This is a genomic window from Microcoleus pseudofavosus SVA1_A4 (genome assembly GCF_036700565.1).
Taxonomy (GTDB): domain Bacteria; phylum Cyanobacteriota; class Cyanobacteriia; order Cyanobacteriales; family Microcoleaceae; genus Microcoleus.
Map to the genome: position 1 here is coordinate 39,891 of NZ_JAUBPE010000066.1, position 7,506 is coordinate 47,396.

General features: G+C 44.0%; 7 protein-coding genes. 2 read left to right on the plus strand and 5 right to left on the minus strand.

From position 1 onward, the window contains the following. Positions 1-295 precede the first annotated feature (295 nt). Positions 296-2,716 (plus strand): sulfotransferase, encoded by a 2,421-nt coding sequence (locus QUA02_RS24260; RefSeq protein ID WP_333031572.1) that lies wholly within the window; start codon positions 296-298, stop codon positions 2,714-2,716. Positions 2,717-2,750: 34 nt separating this feature from the next. Here the strand turns inward: QUA02_RS24260 and QUA02_RS24265 are convergent, their stop codons facing one another. The 5 genes from QUA02_RS24265 to QUA02_RS24285 form a co-directional block, all read right to left on the minus strand. Beyond that, on the minus strand, positions 2,751-3,119 hold the full coding sequence (locus tag QUA02_RS24265; RefSeq protein WP_333031573.1) for an aspartyl protease: 369 nt from the start codon (positions 3,117-3,119) through the stop codon (positions 2,751-2,753). After that, positions 3,116-3,433 carry a hypothetical protein gene (locus QUA02_RS24270; protein ID WP_333031576.1) on the minus strand — a complete coding sequence of 106 codons (318 nt, stop codon included), beginning with the start codon at positions 3,431-3,433 and terminating at the stop codon, positions 3,116-3,118. Before QUA02_RS24270 ends, QUA02_RS24265 begins: the two co-directional genes overlap by 4 nt. Positions 3,434-3,502: 69 nt before the next feature. Further along, positions 3,503-5,410 (minus strand): 1-deoxy-D-xylulose-5-phosphate synthase, encoded by a 1,908-nt coding sequence (dxs, locus tag QUA02_RS24275; protein ID WP_333031578.1) that lies wholly within the window; start codon positions 5,408-5,410, stop codon positions 3,503-3,505. An 853-nt stretch (positions 5,411-6,263) separates the two neighbouring features. Further along, entirely contained in the window at positions 6,264-6,443 is a 180-nt protein-coding gene (locus QUA02_RS24280) for an SET domain-containing protein (protein WP_333031581.1), read from the minus strand. A gap of 299 nt (positions 6,444-6,742) precedes the next feature. Further along, entirely contained in the window at positions 6,743-6,967 is a 225-nt protein-coding gene (locus QUA02_RS24285) for a hypothetical protein (protein WP_333031583.1), read from the minus strand. A gap of 134 nt (positions 6,968-7,101) precedes the next feature. Here QUA02_RS24285 and QUA02_RS24290 point away from each other — a divergent pair, with 134 nt between their 5' ends. After that, positions 7,102-7,314: a helix-turn-helix domain-containing protein gene (locus tag QUA02_RS24290; protein ID WP_333031585.1), complete on the plus strand. Its 213-nt coding sequence runs from the start codon at positions 7,102-7,104 to the stop codon at positions 7,312-7,314. Positions 7,315-7,506 lie beyond the last annotated feature (192 nt).

Consider the following 7,506-nt stretch of genomic DNA (forward strand, 5'->3'; position numbering starts at 1 on the left):
ATTTTTTAACCGCAGAGAGCGCAGAGAGCGCAGAGAGGAAGATGAATCATACCTCTTTTTTTCTCTTCCTCTTTCTTCTCTCCCTCTGTGTCATCTGCGTTCTCAGCGGTTCATTTTAAAAAAAATCTCATTCACAAGCAATTTATAAAGTATAAATAGGAAAAGAGTTTGTAACCGCAGAGAGCGCAGAGAGGAAGATGAATCATACCTCTTTCTTCTCTCCCTCTGTGTCCTCTGCGTTCTCAGCGGTTCATTAAAAAAAATCTCATTCACAAGCAATTTATAAATTATAAAAATGAAACGGATATTTTTAGTGGGAGCCCCTCGCAGTGGCACAACAATTCTTCAAAGTTTATTAGCCGCTCATCCCGAAGTTATTTCTTTTCCTGAATCTAAGTTTTTTCACTATTTGCTGTACGATCAGTTTGCGGGAAAGTTGCCAAGTAGGATGGAAGCTTTTTTTAAGGATGAGATTAAGCGTCCTGAACTTTTGAAAGATTTTGATGACAGTCAAACTGTCGAAACTAAAGCTAGTTGGTTTGTCCGAGTTTTGGATGGTTTGGCTGCGGAACAAAAAAAAAGCATTTGGTTGGAAAAAACGCCGGAACATATGTATTTTATTGATGACATAGAGCACTTTTTGCCCGATGCAAAGTTCATACATATTTTGCGAAACGGTATGGATACAATAGCTTCTATGTATGACGCTACTAGGAGTTTTAACGAGTTGTGGGGCGCTGGTTGGGATTTAAACCACTGTATCGGTCGCTGGGAACACGCGATGTTAACTAGCCACAAATATGTTAATAAATCAAATCATATATTAGTTAAGTATGAGGAACTTTTAGACGACAAAACAAAAACATTAGGAGAAATTTGTAAATTTATAGGCATTGAATATGACGGCAAAATGCTCGTTGATTATCAAGAAAAAGCCGCGAATCTTAGTTTAAATCTACCTTGGCATAAAGGAATTGAGAGAGATATCAAAACGAGTAACGTTCACAAATATCATAAAATTTTTAATAGAAATGAAATTAGATATATTTTGGATAAGATTAAGCGAGTCAAGCGTGAAATGGCCTGGAAAGTTGCGGTGGAAGTGAGCGAACCAATTTCTGATATTTACGTTTTGCAAATATGCGAGACCCTCTGCTGTACCATCAAATTAGAAGGAATTCAACTCGGTATTATTGAATTGCCAGTCTGCGAGTGCATGGTTGCGGGTTCGGTGTTGGCTGATGCGGTTGCAGCCCAGTTTGCTTGGCAAATTCTCGATCGCTTCTTTCAACGCAATCGCTGCGAAAGAGGCAATAAATTGTGGGAAACTTTGCTGGAACCATTGCACAAGAAAAATGACTGGACGCTATTTTTGCAAGAATTATGGCGTCGTCCTCATTGGCATTTGGAGGATTTCTACAAGCCAGAAATAGCAGAGAAAGTCCCAACAATTACGCTCGAAAAAAAATTGATTGCCTTAGAAGTTAGCGAGGAATTTGCTAATATAAAAGTTGAGCTTTCGGAAATTGACGTGCTGGTGAAAGTAGGCGGCGTTGCTGTCGATATTGTCACTGTTGCGGTGGAAAATAATTTTGTTTCTGCTCAAAAATTGCGATCGACAATTACTCGAAATAGCGGTTTTGAGTTGTGCGTCGCCAGCGTGCGAGAAGCTTTGGTGGGCAAACCGCTCAACGGCGAGATGTCGCTGCGATCGCGCCTAGCCTCTTGTGCTCAACAAAGGTCTAATTTGCCCGACTGGTTGAATGCACCGGGTTCTGGGGGCATTTACCCGCAAGATGCGGTGATATTTGGCAGGCGCGAAGGTGCGATCGGGACGAGTGCCAGCCGCCGGGCCGCACTCCCGGCGGCTGCGCTGCGGGAAATCGCGTCAGCGGCGGCAATCGCGGGGGAACCGACAATGCAAATTCCCAGAGAAAACGAGCTGCCAAAGCAAGTATTTTACGCACCGGAAATCATTTGGCGAAAAGCGCCGTATAGAGAAGTTTCTCACTCGGTGAAACCTCAAGTTTTGGACAATCATAGCGTTACAGAAAGGCTGCCGATTCTCGCCTACCGCCGCATTTATCCTGACGGTTTAGAGGCAATTACTCCGCAGGTTTTTGAACAGCACTTACAAAATCTTAAAGAGCATGGTTATTACAGTGCGAGTTGGGAAGATTGGCGAAGTGCGAAACGGGATCGAACTCCTTTACCCGGTAAGGCTGTATTGATGACTTTTGACGGCGGCTATCTCGACTTTTTCCAATATGTTTGGCCTCTGCTAAAACGCTTTGATTTTGCAGCAACTGTTTTTCTAGTAGCGGAGTCAATAGGAAAGACAAATAGTTGGGAAAAAGCCGAATTTGAAGAAGTGCAGTTAATGAGATGGCAGGAAATTCGGCAACTGCGGGATGCAGGGATTGAATTCGGTTCTATGTCTGCGACTCATCAACCTCTGACTGCATTGTCGCCGACAGAAATTGTGCGGGAGGGGGCGAAATCCTGTGAGATTTTGGAACGAGGATTGGGGAAATCTGTTAGATATTTTGCCTATCCCTACGGGGATGTCGATCCAATTGTAGCGCATTTAATTGGAGCGAGTGGGTATACTTTTGGTGTATCTTACGGGTCAGAATTTAGCAGTTTTGATGATTCTTTATTGTCGCTACCACGCATTCAAGTCACCCCAGAAAATTTCTGGCAATTAGGTTTGTAGCAGGACTTTATATTATAACTGATTCCTATTGCTTTTAACTCGCTTCCAATGTCAAAACACCCGCTGAAATATCAACTACCAACCGCCGATTTTTCAACCACTGGCGGCCGATTAAAATTTCCGGTACTCCTGCACCTACATGAACTGGAATATCAAACTCTTGGTCATCAATACGCACTTTTCCGACATAAAGATCGAAATTAAATTCTCCCTTAGCTGTTCGCATTTTTTCTTGTTTGACATATGTCCAATCAAGTCCGTCTAAATCTTGATCGTTCATAGCTAACCAGCCAGAAAAACCTGTATCTAGCAGAGCATCAACAGGTAATTCTAAGCCGTTATCAGCAATTAATTCAACTTCAAAAAATAGCTCATCCTCATCACCAAATGTTCCTTGAATCATATCGTGCCACAAACTCCGGTTTCATTGATCCGAAAGACGTGCAATTTAGCTTTCGGGTATTTCTCATGGGCTATGTTTGCAACTAGCATATCATCCTTGTCGATAAAATATTCCCCGCTGTCGGGTTCAACTGCCATGTACCAGTTGTAGTGAGTTTTAATCAATTCTGGTTTGAGGCGATCGAAAATAGGTTTGCAGCGCTGATAAAATGCTTCTCTTTCAGCATACCATTGGGCTATTTCTTCTGAAGAACGTGTGCGTTTTGGGTGCAATCTTTTCCGGGGTACTGTGCGAGTTGGGTTGAGATAAGTCATTGTTGATTCTCCTTTTGTGCCGTGAAAGTTAAGTAAGGTGGGCAGTGCCCACCCTACAATTCTAGCTAATTAGACGCTAACAGGTGACTGTTTGCGGCTGAATGTTGCTAAGATGCGATCGCACATTTGCGACGGATTTAACCCTAAACTGGCAAAGGATTGCTCTGGCGTTGCGTGATCTACTAATGTATCAGGTACGCCAAGCCGCATCACGGGGACGACAACATTATTGTCCAGCAAAGCTTCGGCTACTGCTGAACCAAAGCCGCCCATCAAACAGCCTTCTTCCATTGTGATAACTTTGCCGATTCGCTGTGCCAAAGGCAAGATTAATTCGGTATCTAAGGGCTTGACAAAACGCGCGTTGATGACGGTTGCTTCTATGCCGTGTTCGCTCAAAATCTCGGCGGTTTGCATCGCCGGATAAACCATTGAACCGTAACCTAAGATTAGCAAGTCGTCGCCGTTGCGGAGGATTTCGGCTTTGCCGATCGGCAATTCTTCCCAACCTTCTTCCATCAGAGGCACGCCGTAACCGTTGCCGCGCGGGTAACGCATGGCGATCGGGCCGCTGGTGTGGTTGATTCCGGTGACTACCATCCGCTGCAATTCTGCCTCGTCTTTGGGCGCCATAATTGTCATATTTGGCAGACACCGCAAGAAGGAAATGTCGTACATTCCCTGGTGGGTGGGGCCGTCTGCGCCGACAATCCCCGCACGATCCAAACAGAAGAAAACCGGCAAGTTTTGGATGCAGACATCGTGAACTATTTGGTCGTACGCCCGCTGCAAAAAGGTCGAGTAAATTACTACTACCGGGCGCATTTCTTCGCAGGCTAAACCAGCGGATAATGTTACCGCGTGCTGTTCGGCAATGCCGACATCAATGTACTGTTTCGGCAGTTTTTCTTGAAGTTTGTCTAGGCAAGTTCCCGTTGCCATTGCGGCGGTAATACCGACAATTTTCGGATTATCTTGTGCTAGCTTAACCAGGGCGTGGGCAAAGACTTTCGAGTAAGCTGGAGGCTTGGGTTTGGTGGAAGGAATGCCTTTGCCGGTGGCTAAGTTAAACGGGTTTTGGGCGTGATATCCTACTTGGTCTTTTTCGGCGATCGCATATCCTTTGCCCTTCACCGTCACAACGTGAACTAAGACCGGCCCTTGGATGGTATGAGCTTGTTTGAAAGTGGCAATTAACTCTTCCAAATTATGTCCGTCTACCGGGCCCATGTAAGTAAAGCCTAATTCTTCAATTACGGCTCCAACTTTCGAGACTGCCAAGCGTTTCATCCCTTCTTTGAGGCGTTCCATTTCTGGGGTAAAAGTTTCGCCGACAAAGGGAATGTGTTTGAATTGTTCCTCTAAGTTATCTTTGAGAAACTGCACCGGTGGCGACAATCGCATCTTGTTCAAATAGCGGGTAATTGCGCCGACGTTGGGCGAGATTGACATCTCGTTGTCGTTGAGCACAACTAACAAATTGGTTTTCGGCATATGGCCTGCGTGGTTGATCGCTTCGAGTGCCATGCCGCCAGTCAATGCGCCGTCGCCGATGACTGCTACAGTTTTAAAGTTTTCGCCTTTGAGGTCGCGCGCCATCGCCATCCCTAAAGCTGCGGAAATGCTTGTGGAAGCGTGACCGGCGCCGAAGTGGTCAAATTTGCTCTCGCAGCGCTTGAGATAGCCTGCAACGCCGTCTTTTTGGCGCAGGGTGTGAAATTGGTTGTAGCGGCCGGTTATCAATTTGTGAGGATAAGCTTGGTGGCCGACATCCCAGGTAACTTTGTCGCGATCGAGGTCGAGTGTCTGGTAGAGTGCTAAGGTCAGTTCGACTACACCCAATCCTGGGCCGAGGTGGCCGCCACTGGCAGCTACTGTTTCTAAATGCTTTTCTCGAATTTGTCGGGCAATTTGTTCGAGTTGATGAATCGAAAGGCCGTGTAATTGGTTTGGGTGAGTCAGTTCGCTCAGATGCATATTTTAAAATCTTGCTCCTGTGAATTAGGACGAATCCTTAACAGCTATAGGTTGAGCCTGCGACGCTGGGGACGCGCAGGTTAGAATAGTTTAACGGTTATTTGGGAAAAACTGTTAGGCGTAACAATTTTATTATTTCTGACCTGGTAATTATAGTTAATAAATTGTGCGCCGTCAACATAAAAAAAGCTTATGTTGTTAGTTGCTAATGGCTAGTTGTTAGTTTAACTGAAATTATTAGGAATTTCAAACTGCTTGTTGTCGCGATGGCTAACTTTTAAGCCATTTTATTTATGCAAGATGAATGTATTTTTTCAAGGTATTATAGCAGGTACATGGGACATTATCAATCGCTTAACTTAACCTCAAATAATACAATTATCCGATTTTTTTTAGCTAATTGTATTAATTAATGGTGCGTGTCACAGCGATCTCCTGAATACCAAGACGTATAAAATGAGTATCATCATAACAGTTATAGTTGCAAACAATTTCTTCTCCCTCGTATATGTCACGTGCTGCAACGTCTCGTCGCAGAGTAGACAGAATATTAGGAGAATCAGAACAATGATTTATGAAACGTTGGTCGTCAAAGCAAAGAACATATTTACACAGGAGGTTGTCAAAATAGGCATATTTTAGGTAAGGATTCAGGTCTAAAAACTTGCGGCTCCAACGCTTGTCTGGCAAGGGTTTTAGGGCAAAACAAGGGTTTTTGTCTTTCGTGGTTATTGTCAATAAAGGACGAAAAACTGTCATTTTTTGTCATTTATTGAGAATAGAGATTTATTTAGCATCAAGCTCCAGATATAAAGTCTTTGCCCAGCAAGGAGTTCAGTGACCTGAATCCTTACTATTTTAGAAACTGCTCTTTTGCTGAAGGAGACATATGTTTAACATCAACCTCTTCATAACACTTATTAAAGCAGGGAGAGTATTCCCAGGTAACAGTACCTTTTGAAATAAACTGAGCTGCAAAGAGACCAATACCGTGAATAGGACTGAGACCAAGTTTTGTTTTGACCAGTAGCATAGTTTTTTATTATCCTGTTCCCAGCATCAGCTAACCAATGCGGCTTCAAACCATCAACGCCACAATTATATCACCTACATATCATTGAAAAGGGCAGTTTACCATTAAATTTTAATTTAAATGTGAAATATAATAAAGGATATAATCCAAGAAGCCAGCCATAAATAAACTAAAATATATCGATTTAATGGTGATAGTTTTAGCGTGGGGTATGGTTATGGGTTGGCTTTTGAACTATAACATAGGAACGATCGCACTTATTGTCAAATACGATCGCCCCCATCAACAAATTACAGCATTCAATCTAATTGAGCCGATCGAACTTCTGGCAATTTCTCGGCCCCTGTCGTATCAAAAACGATCGCGTGTTTAGCCGCCGGCAACAACCGCCGTAAAATCTGCATATATCCCTCTGCATCGCCCCGGCGGTGGAACCGAGCAACCACCAATCGCTGCATATTTGGCAATTGCCGCACAATACACCAGGGATGAGTGTTTAATTTTGGCTTCGATGTTGGTATCATAGGGTAATCCTTCCCCGCGTTTGCGGGGTGTGGTAGAAAAGCGATCGCCCTTAAGTTTTCGAGGCTAGGAGGGCGATCGTTTTAAGTGTACACAGATATTATCGGGTATATATGCACCCACGTCAAGTCAAAACATGGGATACGTGAGACTGCGGATTCGAGAACTAGCTGAACAAAAAGGTTGGACATATAGAGAAGTTGCCGATCGATCCGGAGTCAATTACAACACAGTAAAAAGCTACGCTCGACGCGATGCTTTGAATACAGTCGATCTCTCTGCTGTCTACAAAATAGCGCGCGCCTTCGATGTGACAATGGAAGATTTAGTTGAGGTTTTGGAAGATTGAGGGCGCACAAATGGGGCGAGTTAGGCTAAAGATTCGAGAGTTGGCAGAAGAAAAAGGCTGGACGCTGCAAGACGTGGCCGAGCGCTCAGGGGTTAATTACAATACGCTGAAAGGGTAGGGAGCGTGTCACTTTTGCGATGAGTATAAATACTCAGAAATACTAGGGCAGAGGTTTTGAGCTATTGTTGGGCA